Annotated in this window: 13 protein-coding genes and 1 pseudogene; 2 read left to right on the plus strand and 12 right to left on the minus strand. The window is 60.7% G+C overall.

The genetic code is table 11. From position 1 onward, the window contains the following. Positions 1 to 53: 53 nt before the first annotated feature. The 7 genes and pseudogenes from E3T51_RS13390 to E3T51_RS13420 all read right to left on the minus strand — a co-directional run bounded on the left by E3T51_RS13390 (position 54) and on the right by E3T51_RS13420 (position 7,498). Positions 54 to 1,076 (minus strand): hypothetical protein, encoded by a 1,023-nt coding sequence (locus E3T51_RS13390; protein ID WP_134530253.1) that lies wholly within the window; start codon positions 1,074 to 1,076, stop codon positions 54 to 56. Continuing rightward, positions 1,073 to 2,332, minus strand: coding sequence for an O-antigen ligase family protein (locus tag E3T51_RS13395; protein WP_241989348.1), 1,260 nt, complete (start codon positions 2,330 to 2,332; stop codon positions 1,073 to 1,075). The genes E3T51_RS13390 and E3T51_RS13395 overlap by 4 nt, the downstream gene beginning before the upstream one ends. Before the next feature lie 83 nt (positions 2,333 to 2,415). Continuing rightward, positions 2,416 to 3,543 carry a glycosyltransferase gene (locus E3T51_RS13400; RefSeq protein WP_134530255.1) on the minus strand — a complete coding sequence of 376 codons (1,128 nt, stop codon included), beginning with the start codon at positions 3,541 to 3,543 and terminating at the stop codon, positions 2,416 to 2,418. Continuing rightward, positions 3,524 to 4,708: a glycosyltransferase family 4 protein gene (locus E3T51_RS13405; RefSeq protein ID WP_134530256.1), complete on the minus strand. Its 1,185-nt coding sequence runs from the start codon at positions 4,706 to 4,708 to the stop codon at positions 3,524 to 3,526. Before E3T51_RS13405 ends, E3T51_RS13400 begins: the two co-directional genes overlap by 20 nt. A gap of 51 nt (positions 4,709 to 4,759) precedes the next feature. Continuing rightward, positions 4,760 to 5,869: a glycosyltransferase gene (locus tag E3T51_RS13410; protein ID WP_166806480.1), complete on the minus strand. Its 1,110-nt coding sequence runs from the start codon at positions 5,867 to 5,869 to the stop codon at positions 4,760 to 4,762. A 1-nt stretch (position 5,870) separates the two neighbouring features. Beyond that, positions 5,871 to 6,002, minus strand: a pseudogene (locus E3T51_RS13415) (sugar transferase); the annotation flags it as partial. Positions 6,003 to 6,028: 26 nt separating this feature from the next. After that, positions 6,029 to 7,498, minus strand: a complete 1,470-nt coding sequence (locus E3T51_RS13420; protein WP_134530259.1) for a sugar transferase — start codon at positions 7,496 to 7,498, stop codon at positions 6,029 to 6,031. 234 nt (positions 7,499 to 7,732) lie between these two features. Between E3T51_RS13420 and E3T51_RS13425 the strand changes: the two genes are divergently transcribed. Beyond that, entirely contained in the window at positions 7,733 to 10,198 is a 2,466-nt protein-coding gene (locus E3T51_RS13425) for a DUF262 domain-containing protein (RefSeq protein ID WP_134530260.1), read from the plus strand. A 110-nt stretch (positions 10,199 to 10,308) separates the two neighbouring features. Here E3T51_RS13425 and E3T51_RS13430 read toward each other — a convergent pair whose 3' ends face one another. Beyond that, complete coding sequence (locus E3T51_RS13430; protein ID WP_134530261.1) at positions 10,309 to 10,623, minus strand: hypothetical protein; 315 nt, start codon at positions 10,621 to 10,623, stop codon at positions 10,309 to 10,311. A 441-nt stretch (positions 10,624 to 11,064) separates the two neighbouring features. On the opposite strand from E3T51_RS13430, the gene E3T51_RS13435 reads away from it, so the two are divergent. Next, positions 11,065 to 12,567 carry an amidohydrolase gene (locus E3T51_RS13435; protein ID WP_134530262.1) on the plus strand — a complete coding sequence of 501 codons (1,503 nt, stop codon included), beginning with the start codon at positions 11,065 to 11,067 and terminating at the stop codon, positions 12,565 to 12,567. Positions 12,568 to 12,749: 182 nt separating this feature from the next. On the opposite strand, the gene pstB is transcribed toward E3T51_RS13435, so the two are convergent. The 4 genes from pstB to pstS form a co-directional block, all read right to left on the minus strand. Next, on the minus strand, positions 12,750 to 13,529 hold the full coding sequence (gene pstB, locus E3T51_RS13440) for a phosphate ABC transporter ATP-binding protein PstB (protein WP_104192028.1): 780 nt from the start codon (positions 13,527 to 13,529) through the stop codon (positions 12,750 to 12,752). Positions 13,530 to 13,556: 27 nt separating this feature from the next. Continuing rightward, positions 13,557 to 14,645 (minus strand): phosphate ABC transporter permease PstA, encoded by a 1,089-nt coding sequence (gene pstA, locus E3T51_RS13445; RefSeq protein WP_134530263.1) that lies wholly within the window; start codon positions 14,643 to 14,645, stop codon positions 13,557 to 13,559. Further along, the gene (pstC, locus tag E3T51_RS13450; RefSeq protein ID WP_134530264.1) at positions 14,645 to 15,586 is read right to left on the minus strand and encodes a phosphate ABC transporter permease subunit PstC; all 942 of its coding nucleotides are present in this window, start codon (positions 15,584 to 15,586) and stop codon (positions 14,645 to 14,647) included. Before pstC ends, pstA begins: the two co-directional genes overlap by 1 nt. A 144-nt stretch (positions 15,587 to 15,730) precedes the next feature. Next, positions 15,731 to 16,822, minus strand: coding sequence for a phosphate ABC transporter substrate-binding protein PstS (gene pstS, locus E3T51_RS13455; RefSeq protein ID WP_134530265.1), 1,092 nt, complete (start codon positions 16,820 to 16,822; stop codon positions 15,731 to 15,733). Positions 16,823 to 16,873: the final 51 nt, after the last annotated feature.

Raw genomic sequence — 16,873 nt, forward strand, 5'->3', positions numbered from 1 at the left:
ACTCAGACTCCATTGTGCTTGCTGCTGTTCCGGCCGTGAGAAACCTGCGGCCTTTACGATGTGAACCGTTTAAGTACCTCATGGACCGCGTCACCATAGGCCTCGGTGTTGTTGGTGGAACGCATTCTACCGGCCGAGGGCACTGCACCTTGGGCGGCCTGTCGGATAAGGTGCAATAGCTCTTCGGCACTGCCGTGCTCGATGAAACACCCCGTCTCGTTAGCCTCAAGATCGTATGGAAATGCTTCTGAACGAGAAACGATGAGGGGAAGATCTAACGCGATTGCATCTGCGACTTCAGTGAGCCCGGCCATTACCTTCAGATCAAGCAGTGGAATCACGACGCACCTTGCGCGCATCATTGATGCTACAACCTCTGCGTAGTTGAACGGACCTTGGGTAGGGGTGGGAACTCCGTCCTTGTATTCAGACTTGCCGACTCCATCGTAAATAATGCCACTCAGTTTGCCGATTTGCGCGGCCTCCCTGAGGTTCGCGTAATCCCTGTTCGTTTTGCCTGCAGCGATAAAGTCCAAATCTACCGAGACTTTTTTATTGCGTCGATATAAAGGCGAGCCCAGATGAGGCCCCCACGGCGCAATCGTTACCGGTGGGGCTGGCGGGGACGTGAGTGCACCGGTGAGTACTTCTAACGTTCGGGCGCTCAGAACGAAAATATGACTAGCGCCACTCAACGACGCTTTCTCCCAAGCAAACCGGGGGGCGTGGTGCACGACAACCAGATATGACGCTTGAATCAGGCGTAAACGCTTCATTATTCCTAGCAGAAGGGCCGTGCGCTGATCTGCGGCGTAAATGGTGTCGCCCCGTCTCGCGCGAAGCAATGTGAAGAGTTGTTGCCGGGGATCACCCATCGAGCGCACCAGGACACGTCGAACTAGCGGTGCGTACTTTCGAGGTCCAATATTCAGGTCATAGAGACTCGGTGGGATAACCCAGGTATCTTCGGGTCTTCTTTCGTTGTATCCCCACAGATGATGGCCCGGATAATCCCCGTTCTCCACACGTTCGGCGGCGGCCGTCATGGAGTAGTTATTGAGAAAGAAGATTCTCATTGTGCAGACTCGCTTGCACGACCAGGCAGAATCGATTGCTTTTTGTTCTTCTGGCGAGACGAAATAAGAACTCCAGTGAGCGCAAGGGCCAACAGAAAGACCAATCGATACTTGTCGAACGCTGGCTCCAACATTGCTTTGCCGAGGAGCGTCATCAAGATAACAACCCAGAACAACCGGTCTATGCCCCAGGGTCTCGTCGCAGAAAATGCGGCGATAACGAGGCACAGGGAAATCAATCCGCCCACCAGCCCCCCACGGATCAAAATATCAGCGATAAAATTATGGGCAGACCCGGTCTCGATGAACGCCATGCGGTAAATGTCATAGAAATTTACCGTTTTGCCAAACCCATGGCCAATCAAGGGACTTTGTTGAATGATTTCCCAGGATTGCTGGATCAGGTAGGGGCGAGTATCTGCGGAAGCGACCTTTCCTTCACTGGTGAACGTGGCGGTTACGGCACCAATCAACCTCTGGAAAGCCGGCATAGTGGATCCTGCGATGATGAGCAGACTGCTGCCGACGAGAGCCAGCACTGCTGCTCCCAGGGATCGTCGCCGGATCTTTCTCCGTTTTTCCTCGGTCAGAACATCTTTTCTGCCAAGAATAATAGCAACACCCACGAGGCCGATAACTGTCGTCGCAACAATGGACGCTCTTTGGCCACCGATGAGTGGCAGGAGCAGCCACAGCGTCGACAGCGTCACTTTTCCTTGCATCGCCGCGTGGCCGACAGCGCACAGCGCAAGAAACCCGATTATGGTGCCGGCATCTGCTCCCACCGGGCCATATGAACTTCCTGGAAACCCAGGGACTTGAAACGCTGACTGCCCGGAGATCCAAACCAGAACAGTACCAAAAGCGGGAACGGCAACCCATTTCAGGGCGTCATTACCGACCTTCAATAACGCGACACCGCTCACCGTGCCGATCACGGGCAAGAATAATAAGGAGTAGAACAAGAAACGGGATTGGGTGAAAATGGTTCCTAGTCCCATGCCATCAGCTGAATTTACCGCCGCCGTGATAGCAACGTAAAGAACTGCTATTCCAAGAGTGACGAAATACGGCACTAATCTGGGCGTTTCCGCTCGGGCAGAAAACAGGCCGACGAGGAAGATTCCCAGGGCCGCGACATCGGGGACGCGTAAATTTAATCCTCTGATTTCCAAGGAAAATAACCCTGTGGGCACATTATTCTGTGACGGATACAGCAAGGACTCCAGCGCGAGCACGACCAAACTGACAGTCATCACTAGGAGGAGTGTTCGCGCCGAACGGGAATCGTCCAAGCGCAGCTGAAGAGTTTTAAAATTTCTTATCATCAAGGTCTGGGTCATTTGCTGCGGCCCTGATTCAGGAGCGTCAGCACAGGACCTAAGTATTCTCGGGCCACTCGTGTGGGCGAAAATTCCTGCACGAGTTCGCTCAGATTCGTTTGCATTGCTGGCGCACTCTCCACTACTCGACTACATATCTGGGCAAGGCCAGCCCAGTTTTCAACCACGTTCCCCGCACCGTGCCGCGCGACTGCCTCTGCAACGCCCGCACCGGCATGAACTACAGAAGGAACACCGTGGGAAGCAGCCTCAATGACAACGCGTCCGAAGGGCTCTGCTTCTGAAGTGAGAAGATGAACGCTCGCCCGCGACCAGACGGTTTCCATTTCTCCAGGCTGGATTCGACCGAGAAAACGCAGTTGAGAACCATACGTTGCGCCAAGGTCATCGAGGCCATAATCCGATGACACACCACCGGCCACGATAACGAAGTCGCTTGACCCCATACCGCCAAGAAGATTCACAAGCGGCTCTCGGAGGTTCTTGTTGACGTCCGGTCGGCAAACGATCACGATCGTCATGCTGCGCTGCCCAACGGGCAGACGCCTCGATCTCACCGCCAACACGTCGACGGGGCGCCCTAACGTTACCGGGGCGGCCCGCAGATTTCGAGGCAGGGTCAGGCGAATTGTTTCAGATGCAACAAAAGTTAGTGTAGCGAAGCGTGCCGCCAGGGCCTGGATAACCCGACCTGCTTTCGTTGGGACAAAATCATGCAGGTCAAGAATGCTCTTCTTCGCTACCAGCGCCGTTGGAAGGTGTGACCACTGGTGATGACTATGAGTCGCAGCCGCTGCAGGAAGCCGTGCCAGCATTCTCGTTAACGTCACCTGGCTCCACAGAAGATCCTTTTTAGACGTCATTTTTGAGTATTTTTCGTGCAGCAGCTTAATTTCTCCCAGCTGCATTGCTTGCCACGCTTCGGTAAGCTCCCCTGCAGGCGCGAGTAATTCCAGAATGGTGTCAGGCGACTCCAGCCGAATGTGGGATGCGAGCGTCAAGAGGGTCTTCTCCGCCCCCCAGACAGAAACTGACAGGCTGACGAAACGGAGCCTGTGCACGTCCTTTGTATGCCCCGCAGTCATATAAAGTTCGGCGTCGGCCTCACTTTTTTTCGGGCACATGGCCGACAACCTCTTCTTGGTCTTGAAGCTCCTCGACTAACCGCGCAAATGCGTTTGGCCACAGGTATGCTCTCGCTAATGCTCGAATGTTCTCAGTATCAGATTGTGAGTGAGCGATTTTTACAACGCTCTCTGCGAAGGATACGGGAGAGTCAGCGATAGTCAGGCCCCGGCTGTCATCCAGATGCTCCAGCCCGAGCGCACCGAGGCTCGTCGATACGACAGGAGTACCGCACGAGAGTGCCTCCAGAATCTTCAAACGCGTTCCACCTGAGGCGAGAAGAGGAGCAGTGGCTACCTGTGCTGCAAGCACGTATGGCAGCACCGTGGCAACATCCGCGTGCACTTCAACACACTCTGAAGCAAGCGCTGAAATAACAGGGCTTGGGCTCCTGCCAACGAGCTGAAGTCGGAGCGAGGAATCGAGCTTTTGCACGATCGGCCACACCTCAGTGACCAGCCACACCGCCGCATCAACGTTCGGCTGCCAGCCGAGGTGAGCAACAAATACAACGGTATTGATTTTCGCCGTTTCCATCATAAACCCGTCTGCACTAACACCGTTAGGCGCGAGGACAATCTTCGCCGACGCCGACGCCGAATTCGACCGAGATATTCTCTCGAGAATTTCTCGATCGTGCTCGCTCACAACGGCCACTGTCGCGACCAGGTCAGGCGCTCTGGACTCCAATTTTCGTAATCGGATCGCCTCATATTTGGCGATCATCTTTTTCACTGGACTCGATGTCGAGTTTGCATAACTCTCCATCAACTCAAATTCGATGTTGTGCATATCCAGGATCAAGGTTCCCGGAAGAATGCTTCTGTAAATGAGCAATTGACTGAACTCGATTATTGAAATCGAGAACGTATCTCTGGTTCGAGCGTCGACCAGCGCGCGTACAAGGGACGGGGAGTACCATCGGGCAGTGGTGAGGGAACCTACTCCCAAAACGGCGGCCAGCACTCGAAAGTTTGCTACGAGGACCTTGAGAGTGAATCTGGGCGACTTCAAGTTCTCGCCAGGCGTCTCTGCCGCACTGAACCACACGACGTCGAAATTTTTTCTTCTGAGTTCTTCAACCAGCGCCGAAACACGCAGGCTTCCGCCGTCTCGTGGCGTACTAATATTCGTCTTCGTGACGAGAATAATCTTGTTGCTCATGCGATGACCTTTAAGTTCAATGTCGGTGCCTGAAGCCGGAACGCCCTGTTTCTATCGTGCAATTTTTATCCAGCCCTCAGTGCGCTTGCCGTTTCGGCGCATCCACCATCGGTTCCACACTCGGAGAACACCCATCACAGGGATCGTCTGCAAGGCCACCACCGTGAAAATAGGATCCAGGGGGGTTTTTCGCTCGATTTTTCCGAGGTACGAAAGAAGCGAGAAGCCAACAACCAGGATTACAACGGGCAAAGTCACTGGTGTCCAAAGTAACCCAAAGCAGATCGCTGCCGTCCAGAAGCCCAATGGTCCCAAGGTGAGGCGATAGAGTTTGTGCGCCATGTAGAGTCGCCCTGCCGACGAGCGAGCAAGCAGCTTCCATTGCGGAAGTGCTTCTCCCAACTGCCCGGCTGCGATTCGCACCCTGCGTTCCCATTGTTCTGATGGAGACGCCGGAATTTCAGTCGTGGAGATATCGAGGCTGAGGGCGACTGTGAGTCCTTGCTGATTAAAGTCCATCGCCATCCACAAGTCGTCTGACTGAATCCGTGCAGGTATCGGTCGAAAATCTGCCCGTCGAAAAGCCATGAACTCTCCGATAACGGACAGTGTCCCTACAGCGGTTGTAGAACGCTTTTTGATGCGGTTTTCGTACTGCCAAAAAAGGCCTTCTCGGCTGGAAATTTCTTCTTTCTGGGCGCTGATCAAACTCGAATCTTTTAGAGCCGCCTTTAGATAGATCGGCCAATCTTGAGGATAAATTTCGCAATTGGCATCGGTGAGGACGATGTAAGTGCTCACAGAATTTTCTATCCCCTGATTTACTGCGGTCGGCTTCCCACGCGGTTCCCCCACAAGCACCTTGTCGGCTGTGACTGCCGCTAATACCGTCGCGTGATCGCTGGCAACAACCGTGATGCTGCAAGCGTGCGGCCAGGAACGAAGCTGATCCCTAAGCCGTGCGATTGTTTCGGGAACGACGCCCGCTTCAAGATAGGCAGGGATGATTACTTCCAGAGACCCCTCAACGAGCCGAGAGGATGCTCCAGTAGTTCGTGAGGCTAGTTTCTTTTCAAAATATTGAGCAAGAAACGGCAGGATGAGGCCGAATAGGAACACGGCCAAACTAATGAAGAAGACAAATACTACGAGGCGGTTCACTTTAATACGCCCCAACAGAACCAGTGACGGCGCGCACCGTACGATGCAAAATGACGATGTCGCCTGTGAGGGACCAGTTCTCTACGTAATAGAGGTCGAGGCGAACGGAGTCTTCCCAAGACAAGTCCGAGCGCGGTACGCAGCCAGCTCGCATCCGCTTTAGAAGGCGCCGTCTCGGGCAAGCACGGCCTTGGCGGTGCGCCAGAGGATGACGAGGTCGCCGACGAGCGACCAGTTTTCGACGTAGTAGAGGTCGAGGCGCACGGTTTCGTCCCAGGTGAGGTTGGAGCGGCCGCTGACCTGCCAGAGTCCGGTGACGCCGGGCTTGACCAAAAAGCGGCGGTGCACGTGCAGCTCGTATTCGCTGACTTCGGTTTCGAGGGGCGGGCGGGGGCCGACGAGCGACATCGTTCCGGCAAGTACATTGAACAACTGCGGCAGTTCGTCGAGGCTGTAGCGGCGTAGAAAGCGGCCGGTGCGGGTGATGCGGGGGTCGTTTTGCATCTTGAACATGACCGTGTTGCCGACCACGCGGGGAGTGTCTTGCAGCGCGGCGAGGCGAGCTTCGGCATCCGCTACCATCGACCGAAACTTGAACATGTTGAAAAGATGACCGTTGTGGCCCACGCGCTGCTGGCTGAACAGCACCGGACCGAGGCCGCTGAAGCGCACGGCGAGGGCGATCGCGGCGAGGGCTGGGGAGAGCGCAACGATGAGCAGGGCTGACATGACGATGTCGAAAGCGCGCTTGGTGAAGAGGGTGTGGCCTTCGTAGCGGGGCATCTCCACGTGAATGAGTGGCAGGCCGGCCACCGGGCGGGTGTGAATGCGCGGGCCGCCCACGTCGATGAGGCGCGGCACCATGATGAGGTGGTGACGGCCGGGCTCGAGGCTCCAGCTGAGTTCGCGCATGCGCGTGGAGGAGATGTCGTCGCTGCTCGTGATGATGACTGTGTCGGCGTCGAAGGAGTCGAGGGCGGTGTGCATGTCGTCGATGTCGCCTATGACGGGGATGGTGCCGCCAGGCAAGTAGTCGCTGGCCTCACCCGAGGTGACACACGCGCCGACCACGAGGTAGCCGGCGCCGAGGCGGGTTCTTAGCTCGTCGGCGATGTGGACAGAGGATTCCTGAGTACCGATGAGAATAACGCGGGAGGTGAACTGGCCGCGCGAACGCTGCGCGACGAGCCACTGACGCCACATCCAGCGCGAGAAGATGAGTACGACGATGCCGACCGGGAAAGCCAGAAGAATGTAGCCGCGGGCAACGTCGATTTTGAAAAGGTACGCGACGATCGCGAGCACGCCGAACAATCGTATGGATGCGCCGGCGATGAGTTTGTACTCGTCGAAACCGGTGCCGAGCACGCGGTCGTTACGGGTGCCGTAGATGCTGAGGGCGGCCATCCAAGCGGCGATGAGAATGACCGAGACCGCGGTGTAAGACACGGCGAGGTCGCTGGAACGCACGGCCAGGTTGGCCCTGTCGAAACCGAACCAAGCGATCTGTACGCCGAAGACCACCCAGAGGAGTACGAGAAAGTCGCTGAGAGTGAGGCGGGCCGAGTAGACGGCGTGCCAGTCGCAGGACCTTTTGGAGAGCTTTCGCGTGCGTGTTGTGTTCGACAAAGTGCGGTCACCTCCCCCCTCGAATGTGCGGCGATTTGGCCGCGCCTATAGCTTACCTAAATGGGCTTTCCCCATTGAGGGGAGGAGGGAGGTTTGGTTTCGCATGCCGATCGCAGTCACGAGGCGGGAGCTGAGTCGGAGGACGGCCCACTGGCATCCGCTCACCGCGCATCAGCTATCCCGAGTTGGTAAGTTGACCGTGTTGCCGGTGTGCGGCGCGAGAGGCGAACTCTAATGTCGGATACTGATGGCCTCGTCTCGGTTCGTGATCTCGTTTTGCAGAAACTCAGCCGTGACGATCGCTGGAATCTGGCGCTCGTGCAGCGGGCCGAGGTGTGGGACCAGGTGCGTATGCGTCACCTGTTGGACTCAATGCTCGCCGGATACCCGATCGGAGCCATTCTGCTCTGCCAAGTGGAGGGCGAATCGAAGGTCATTCGAGTGGAGAAGGGGCAGCGCCGCGTCGACGACGGTGACCCACACGCCTGGCAGCTGCTCGATGGCCAGCAACGCATCAACGCGTTCTTCTCAATGCTGACCGGCGGGGGCCAGTACGGGCGCTTCTACCTGCACATGACCATGCGCCGCGAGCCTCCGGGGCCGACGCAGTCCCGCACGGCGAAGAACCGGGCCATTGGTTACATCGCGTGGCGTGCAGCGGACTCCGATGAGGCAGTGGAAGACCGCCACCTGCAGATCGATCTCACCCGGTGGACGGTCTGGGCCGAACAACGCGGGCCCCTCGACGCACTCGCTGTCGACGACGGCAACGTGGCTCGGCTCCTCACTGAACTTGACCCGGACTTCGACGCGGTGTTCACGCCAGAGGCGGCGGTGATTGCCGTCGACCGGTTCAAGCGGCTCATTCGGGCCTGGCTCGATCCGGTGATTCCTGTGCTGCGCGCCACGGTTCGCGAGGCCAGCGATGTTCTGGAGATTTTCAGCCGAATCAACCTTGGGGGAGTTCAGGTTGAGGGCGCCGACGTCTACTTCGCAGCGGTCAAAACCTTTTGGCATGAAGCCGAGTCGCGTCTTGATCGGGTGCAACTCGCCGCGCTTTTTCTGCCGAGTCGCATGGATGCGTTGCGCTTTCTGTCCCGGCTTGCCAGCCGCGGTCTCGGCCAGGGCGATTTGCTGCCGCTGCGAGTCGACCGTCTAGCGGGTCGTCAACGCGAGCCCCTCGTTCACGCACTGCAGGAGCTCACCGCAACGGACGCCGTTGCCCTGCAGCGGGTTGACCTCTTCGCCAGATGGCTGCAGGGCAACTCCGCACTCGGATACGGGCTGCGCCTGATCGCGCCAGAGCTCTGGGATGAGGTGCTGGGCTGGGCTGCAGCCAGCCGTCGAACGGATGCTGCCTGGTACCAAGAGAACCTGCCGCTCATCGATGCCTATCTCTTCGGCGCGACGATCTTTCGTTACCCCGCCGTCATGGGCGACCGTTTCCGTCGCGCCGCACTTCTGGAAGCGTTGGCCGCGGGCAAAGCCGGTGCGCTTTTTCCCTTCGACCAGATTCTGGCCGTGGCGCGATCGGGTGGGCTCCGCGGCTCCCGGCAGGCGGTTCTCGGTTTGCACGACGAGGCTGAACGTGCGCGAATAGCCGACCAGAACGGATGGCTGCTCACGAGCCTCGCGCAGCGCCTTCCCTATGCGCTGGCCAGGCCGGTCGACTGGGACCACATTTTTCCGCAGGCGCAGGCCGCACGAATGTGGACGCGTGGGGACGGTCGTCGGCGACACCATCGGGACCGGCGCCTGGTGAACACGGCCGGCAACTTCTGGGTTCTGGACGCCGCGGTGAACCGCTCCCTGAAAGATGCGGTGGGCTCCGTCAAGTTCGACAAGCTCCGATCGTGGCTAGCAAATGCTGACCCGAACTTTCCGGTGCAGGCTGCTGAAGTGTGGTCGCTCACCGCTGAGGATATTGCGCGTCACTGCGAGGTTGATCGACTGCTGACGGATGACGCGGCCAGCGTCGAACAAGCAATGGCCGCCTTTCGTGAGGTGGTGACAGGCCGCTCGGCAAGACTCCTCGCTGAGGCGCTCGACCGGTTTGCTCTGGCGCGGCAATTTGCCGCCGACGCCACCGACGACGGCGGTGGCGATGCCACGACCGAGCACAGTTTTCACGAGCCCTTGGGTATAACCGCGCCCGTCGTGGTGGCAACGTCGAAGTCGAGATTTGTGGCGGCTGTCGGCGGTGAACTCGACCTCGGTCACGATTGGGTGGGTCGACAGGACTGGCTCCGAGAGGTCGTGCGAGAGGCCGCCAAGCAGCTTCAGATTGATCCAAGCGGCCGCGCGTTCCCGATGGGTGCCTGGAGCGGCTTCGACTACGCTCGGTGGATTGCGCTCGGCGCACCACAGGATGACTCGTACTTTGCTTTCGGAATCGCCAGTCGGTGGGCCATCGATGGGCGCACTCCGGTGTGGATCCAGGTAAATTCGGGCACCGGCGGATGGTCAACGGTTGAGGTGCGCGTCACCTCGTCGATGCTCGCGAACACGATGGAGATCGAGGCCGAACTTGCCGGGCGGGAAAGCACTCGACTCTGGATTCCGGTGGAAGCCCCCGCCTACCTTGAGCGGGAGGCGTTGATCGCGCACTTCGTCGCCCAGGGAAGAGAGTTCAGAAAGGTCATCGTCAGCGCGGATGAGCCGCAGCCCAACCCGGCCATCCCGCTGGCGTTCGGTCACTAGCCCCGGTTGGGCAGGTGTCGGGCGCTCGCGGCACCATTTGGAGATGACGGCACCAGTTCCTAGGGGTGCGCGCTTCGCTAACTAGTGCCACGAGACTGCCAGCATCCGCTTTAGGCGCGTGCCGCGCCTTCGGAACGCTTTCGTCGCACGGCGGTCGTGGTGACCAGGGTCAACCCGAGCAGGAGCGCTGCGCTTCCGCCCGCAATCGCCAGCACGGAGGCGTCATAGCCGGTGGAGGCGAGCCCGACGTAGCCCACATACGCCTCCTCGGAGCCGACATATCCCGCATCCGGAGGCACGACGGCGCCGGTCACTTTAGGACTCGAACTGCCATTTGGAACGTACGTGACAGCGGATGCCGCGGCCGGCACCGCGAAGACGGCCAGCGTGGCCAGCATGGTGATTGCAAAGAGCTTCTTGAGCATGAAGAGTTTCCTGTCAGAACGGTAGGTGCGGCACGAATCACGCTAAGTGTGTGCCGTGAACGCCTCATACCGTAGTGATTTTTCCCGTAGATATCTACGGGTTGCTGACAAATTCTCACTGATTATGGTGAGTTGTGCTTTTCGAACCGCAATACCGCACGCTGCGCGAGCGTTCCATCGGCAGGGCCTTGAGCGTGGAGCATGCTGCGCGGGTGCTGCGCCAGTGCGCGGGAGTTCCAGTCTGGCCAGAGCGCCCGCGCCACGAGTTGCGCGGGGCCTGCGCCAGTGCGCGGGAGTTGCGCCTCCCGCGCAGCGGCGCAGCTCCCGCGCGAGCTGAAAGTGCCGTTGGAGGCATCACAAACCGGCTGATGAATCCACGCCGCACCCGCCTGTATGGTGGCAAGGGCGCACATCCCGCTCCCTCCACTGAACGGACGCACCATGCCCGACCTCGTTCTGCGCTCCGTCATGCAGCCCGGCGACACCATCCTCTCCGATCTGCACATCTCCGACGGGGTCATCACGCAGATCACCCCCGTCGGCACCACAACGGATGCCCCCACCGTCGACCTCGAGGGCCGCACCGTCATCCCCGGCCTGTGGGACGAACACGTACACATGACCCAGTGGGCCCTCGCCGGCGCCCGGTTCGACCTCTCCGCTGCCTCCTCTGCCCGCGAAGCGCTCGAGATCGTGCGCGCACAGATCACCCCGGCCGCGAAACCGACCCCGCTGATCGGAGTCAGATTCCGCGATGCGATCTGGGCCGACCGGCCAACTCTGCGCGGTCTCGACGAGGTGACGCAGGGGCATCCGACCGCCTTGATCAGCCATGACCTGCACTGCGTCTGGCTCAACAGCGCGGCCGCCGCTCGTTTCGACGTGCACGTCGACGAGTCCGGCTTGTTGAGGGAGCAGGCCGCGTTCGACCTCACGATGGCACTCGGCCAGCTGCCCGACGTCGAAGTCGACGTTCTGGTCGCCCAGGCCGGGAGTCTGGCCGCCGTCCGCGGCATCGTGGGCATCGTCGACTTTGAAATGACGTGGAATCGCGACCCGTGGCAGCGCCGCATCGGCAACGGATTCGACGTTCTCCGCATCGACGCCGGCGTCTACCTCGCCGACCTTGACCGCGCCCTCGTCGAGCGGATGCGCACCGGCGACGCCATCGCAGACACCCGCGGGCTGCTCACCGTGGGGCCGCTCAAGATGCTCATCGACGGATCGCTGAACACTCGCACGGCCTTCTGCGTCGACGAATATCCGGTCGGCGGGCACGGAGTGCTCACCGTGAGTGAAGATGAGCTCACCGACATTTTGTTGCGTGCCCGACACGCCGGGCTGCTGCCCGCGGTGCACGCCATTGGCGACGCGGCCAACACCGTCGCCCTCAACGCCTTCGAGCGCGCCAGCACAATCGGCCGTGACACCCCCATCAGCCGGGCGGGTCGCATCGAGCACGCTCAGTTTCTACAGGGCCAGGACTTCGCCCGCTTTGCCCGTCTGGGCGTCACGGCGAGCGTGCAGCCGGAGCAGGCCCTCGACGATCGCGACGCCATCGAGCTCAACTGGGCGGCCGGCGCTGACCGCGTTTTCGCCCTGCGTTCGCTGCTCGAGGCCGGCGCTACCCTGGCATTTGGATCCGACGCCCCCGACGCCCCCGTCGCCCCCCTCGATCCCTTCAGCGCCATGAGTGCAGCGTCGTCCCGCGCTCGGAGCGACGGCCGCGAACCGTGGCGCCCCGATCAGGTCATCACCCGCGGTCAGGCACTTGCCGCGTCGACCCGCGGTCGCACCCGCCTGCGCGTTGGCGATGTCGCCGACCTTGCCGTTCTCGACGGTGACCCGCTTCAGGTCTCCGACGCCGTCTTTGAGCGGATGCCCGTGGCCGCCACGCTGCTCGCCGGTCGCGCGACCCACGGCGCCGCCCTCCTGGCCCTCTGACCCGGCACGAGTCAACCTGATTGCAGCGCGATCTCAACGCCGAGCCGTGAGTTTCGACCCAACAACCTCGCCGAGCCGTGAGTTTCGCTCCCTTTAATCGATCAAATCGCTTGCAACTCACGTCTCGCCGACCCAAACTCACGCCTCGGTGAGCGGATGCCCAGCTCGCCCCCCAAAAATCCCTACCCGAACCGTCCAGACACGTAGTCCTCTGTGGCCTGAACACTCGGGTTTGAGAAGATCGTCGTGGTGTCGTCATACTCGATGAGCTTGCCCGGCTTGCCGGTACCCGCAATGTTGAAGAACGCGGTGCGGTCAGACACCCGCGAAGCCTGCTGCATGTTGTGCGTCACGATCACAATCGTGTACTCCTGCTTCATCTCTTCGATGAGGTCCTCGATAGCCAGTGTCGAGATCGGGTCAAGCGCCGAACACGGCTCGTCCATCAGAATCACGTCGGGCTCGACGGCAATGGCGCGGGCGATGCACAGTCGCTGCTGCTGCCCACCTGACAGCCCCGATCCGGGGCGCGCCAGGCGATCCTTCACCTCGTTCCACAGGTTGGCGCCGCGGAGGGCTTTTTCGGTGAGGTCGTCAGCATCCGTTTTCGACATGCGACGGTTGTTGAGCTTCACGCCGGCGAGCACGTTGTCCTGAATAGACATGGTCGGAAACGGGTTGGGTCGCTGAAAGACCATGCCGACCTGGCGGCGCACGAGCACGGGGTCAACGCCCGGTCCGTACAGGTTGTTGCCGTCGATGAGCACTTCACCCTCGACGCGGGCGCCGGGAATGACTTCGTGCATGCGGTTGAGCGTGCGAATGAAGGTGCTTTTACCGCAACCACTCGGCCCGATGAATGCGGTCACCGTGCGTGGCTCAATGACGATCGAGACACCCTCGACGGCCAGAAAGTTGGTGTAATACACGTTGAGGTCGTTGACTTCGATGCGCTTGGACATAGGTCCCTTTCTATACTGAATGAAAAATTAGCGGCCCAGTTTGGGCGAGAACCAGTAGGCGATCAGACGGGCGAGCCCGTTGAGCAGCATCACGATCAGAATCAAGGTGAGCGCCCCGGCCCAGGCGCGGTCGACGAAGGCCTGCGCGTCGGCGCCCTGATTGGCGTACTGCGTGTACACGAACACCGGCAGCGTCATTATCCGCTCACTGAACAGGTCGTAATTCATGCTCGACGTGAACCCGGCAATGATCAGCAGCGGGGCGGTCTCGCCGATAACGCGGGCGATCGACAGCATGACTCCGGTCACAATTCCGGCCATGGATGTCGGCAGTACGACCTTGAGAATGGTCAGCCACTTCGGCACCCCGAGTGCAAAAGCGGCCTCGCGCAGTTCGTTCGGCACGAGCTTGAGCATCTCTTCGCTCGAGCGCACCACCACGGGAATCATCAGCACCGACAGTGCGATGGCTCCACCGAACCCAAAGCGGATCCCCGGATCGTCGAACAGAAGCGCGAACAGGGCGAAGGCGAACAGGCCAGCGACGATCGAGGGGATACCGGTCATCACATCGACGAAGAAGGTGATGGCCTTGGCCAGGCGTCCGCGACCGTATTCCACGAGGTAGATCGAGGCCAGCAGCCCGATCGGCACCGAGATGAGCGTCGCCATACCGGTCACCAAAAGCGTGCCGATAACGGCGTGCAGCACGCCGCCGCCAGCGCCGACAACGTTGCGCTGCGAGGAGGTGAAGAACGTGGGCGTCAAAAACGCGGGCAGCCCGTTCACGACGGTCGTGTAGATGATCGAGATGAGCGGCAGCAGGGCAATGATGAACGCCGCTGTCACCAGCGCGGTCATCAACCGGTCCTTAGCCTTGCGCGAGCCCTCGACCAGGCGGGAGAGCACATAGATGGCCACGCAGTACAGCACGGTACCGAACACGACCGTGCCCACAATGTTGAAGCCGTCCACGGCTCCCGACAGGTAGAGCATCGCGAAGACGGCGGCCGACACAGCCCAGCTGGCGAGCAGTACCCACAGCGACGAGCGCCGGGGCAGTTTGCCGGCGGTGAGCGAGTTCGTGAGCGGCGAAGCTTCCAGAACGGATGACATCAGTTGGCTCCCGAAAATGCCTTACGGCTGTTGATGATGACCCGGGCCAGCATGTTCACGAGCAGTGTGACGACGAACAAAACGAGGCCGGTCGCGAGCAGAATGTTCACGCCGACGCCGTGCGCTTCCGGAAAGTTCAGGGCGATATTCGCGGCGATCGTGTTGGAGTTCTGCGCGGTGAGCAGTTGGAAGATCACTTCCGGGCTGGGGGAGAGCACCATGGCCACGGCCATGGTCTCTCCGAGCGCACGGCCGAGGCCGAGCATCGACGCCGAGATGATGCCGGGCAGGCCGAACGGCAACACGGCCATGCGAATCATTTCCCAGCGGGTGGCGCCCAGGGCCAGGGCTGCTTCTTCGTGCAGCAGCGGGGTCTGCAGAAAGATCTCGCGGCAGATGGCGGTGATGATCGGCAGAATCATCACGGCGAGCACGATCGCCACGGTGAAGATGGTGCGCCCGGTGCCCGAGGCCGGGCCGGCAAAAGGGGGGAACCAGCCGAACCAGTCCACGATGGTGGTGTAGAACGGCTGCACGAGGGGGGCCAATACGCCGATGCCCCAGAGGCCGAACACCACTGAGGGAACGGCGGCGAGCAGGTCGATCAGGTAGCCGAGGCCCTGCGCGAGCTTGCGCGGGGCGAAGTGCGAGATGAACAGGGCGATGCCCAAGGAGACCGGCACGGCCATGAGCAGCGCCAGAATGGCCGAGTAGATCGTGCCGAATACGAGCGGGCCCACGTAAGACCAGAAGTTGGTGATGTCTCCGTTGAATTCGTCTGGCGCCGCGACGAACGCCGGCAGGCTCTCGACGAGCAGAAAGATGGCTACGGCGGCGAGCACGGCGAGGATCAGGCTTCCGGAAATCACGGTGGCCGACGAGAAGATGCGGTCGCCGGGACGTTGCCTGGCCTTAATGGTCGTGGCGGCAGCGGTGGTCATGCCGGTCTCCTAAGTAGCGTCGAGCTGGTGAAATTATGTGAAACGGGGGTGCCATGCGGCTGGACGCAACTGGCCGTACACCCCAGTCTGCCCGATCCGCCCTCGCAGGTGAGCGAGGACGGACCGGGCAGGTGTGTGGAGTTGTTACTTGACGGTCGCGAGAACCGCGGCGACGTCGGCTTCGAGCTGGTCGGTCAGCGGTGCAACGCCGGCAGACTCCTCAGCGACGGCCTGGCCGGCAGCGCTGGCGATGTACTCGATGTAGGCCTTGACGAGCTCGCCCTGTGCTGCATCGGCGTACTCGTTGCAGACGATCGCGTAGCTCACCAGCACCAGCGGGTATTCCGCCGGGTTGGTGGTCTTGCGGTTCAGGTCGAGCGCGAGGTCATCGGCTGCGCGGTCGGCCACGAGGGGCGATCCGGCAACAACCTCGGCCGCGGCCTCGGGGGTGTAGGCCACGAAGTCAGTGCCGACCTTGAGCTTGGCGGTGCTGAGCGTGCCGGCCTGCGAAGCGTCGGCGTAGCCGATCATGTTCGTGCCGTTGGTGACAGCGTCAACGACGCCCGAGGTGCCCTTCGCGCCTTCGCCGGGGAACGGGAAGGTGTCAGAGGCCTTTTCGGCCCATGCGTCGGGTGCGGCCTGGCCGAGGTAGTCGGTGAAGTTCTTGGTGGTACCTGAGTCATCCGAGCGGTGCACGGCGTGAATGATATCGGAGGGGAGCGTTGCGTCGGGGTTCAGCGCAACGATGGCCGCGTCGTCCCAAGTGGTGATTGCACCGGAGAAGATCTTGGCGAGCGTGTCAGCGTCCATGTTGAGTTCGTCAACGCCATCGACGTTGAAGATCACGGCGATGGGGGAGATGTAGACCGGCAGGTCGACGGCCTTGCTGTCGGGAGCGCAGGAGGCAAAGGTACCGGCGAGTTCTTCGGTGCTCATGTAGGAGTCGCTGCCGGCGAAGTCGGTACCGCCGGCGATGAAGGCTTCGCGGCCGCCGCCGGAGCCGGAGGGCTCATAGTTGATCGTGACGCCGGTGTTGGCCGTCTGGAAGCCGGCGATCCAGGCCTGCTGGGCGGCATCCATCGAGCTGGCTCCGGCGCCGTTGAGGGTTCCGGTGAGGGTGCTGGCGGATGCTTCGTCGGCCGCCGGGGCGGCGCCTTCGTTTGCTGCACAGGACGAAAGAGCGAGGCCTGCGGCAATGGCGATGACCGCGGGGCGGCCGAAACGCTTGAAGTTCACGTGTATTCCCTTTCAGGGGTTTGACAAGACTGTGTTTGCTTATACAAGCCG

This window comes from Cryobacterium serini (genome assembly GCF_004404025.1).
Classification (GTDB): domain Bacteria; phylum Actinomycetota; class Actinomycetes; order Actinomycetales; family Microbacteriaceae; genus Cryobacterium; species Cryobacterium serini.